The organism is Rhabdonatronobacter sediminivivens (assembly GCF_013415485.1).
In the GTDB taxonomy this organism is placed as follows: domain Bacteria; phylum Pseudomonadota; class Alphaproteobacteria; order Rhodobacterales; family Rhodobacteraceae; genus Rhabdonatronobacter; species Rhabdonatronobacter sediminivivens.
In genome coordinates, this window is the sequence record NZ_JACBXS010000135.1 from 1 (window position 1) to 791 (window position 791).

1 protein-coding gene is annotated in these 791 nt (G+C 62.5%); it reads left to right on the forward strand.

The genetic code is table 11. From position 1 onward, the window contains the following. The first annotated feature begins 99 nt into the window (after positions 1 to 99). Complete coding sequence (locus tag HUK65_RS18505; protein ID WP_179907764.1) at positions 100 to 765, forward strand: Pr6Pr family membrane protein; 666 nt, start codon at positions 100 to 102, stop codon at positions 763 to 765. The last annotated feature ends 26 nt before the right edge of the window (positions 766 to 791 follow it).

The following is a 791-nucleotide window of genomic DNA, read 5'->3' on the forward strand; positions in this document are numbered from 1 at the left end:
CGCCGCTTGATCACGCGCAAATCAATCCGCTCGGAGGACGTCTTCGGAGAATTTCCACCACTTTCGAGACACAACCGTCATGGCCAGGAAAGGATACTCATGGACAGCAGGTTCCGCATCGTTGCCGGTGTCATCGGACTGGCAGGCGCCATGGCGCTGGCAACGCAGGTCGCGCTCAATGTCGGTCGCAGCGGGCTGGGTGTGGCGCCCGTTGTCTGGGCGCTGTCGGGGTATTTAACCATCCTGACCAACCTTCTGGTAGCAGGCAGCTTTCTGTGGATCGCCGTGACGGGGCGACGGCTGCCCTATGACTGGATGTCGATGCTGACCACCGCGATGATCCTTGTGGGCGTGGTCTATCACCTGATGCTGGCGCATCTCTACAATTTCACCGGGTTGAGCCGGGTGACGGACCAGATGTTCCACACCGTCATGCCTGCGCTGACCCTGTGGTTCTGGCTGATGGAGACCACGCGCAATTCGCCCAGGGCGGGGCGGCCGCTGTTATGGCTTGCCTGGCCAACACTCTTTGCCATTGCCGCGCTGCTGCGCGGGGCGCTGACCGGATGGTATCCCTATCCGTTCATGGACCCGTTGGCAGGGTCCTGGGCCGCCGTCGGCATGGCACTGGCAGGGTTCGTTGCTGCCACCGCGGCGCTGGCCCTGCTGCTGAACCGGATCGGCCAGAACATGCCCCTGCGCGGCAGCGCGCAACCTGAGAGTCCGATTCATAATGGTCTGAATGATTTCAGGTTCTTGCGATGAGGCGGGTGAGGCGACGGATGTGGGCG

Excerpts from the sequence above, each read along its gene's own strand:
- HUK65_RS18505 (WP_179907764.1), top strand. The coding sequence starts at position 100 with ATGGACAGCAGGTTCCGCATCGTTGCCGGTGTCATCGGACTGGCAGGC.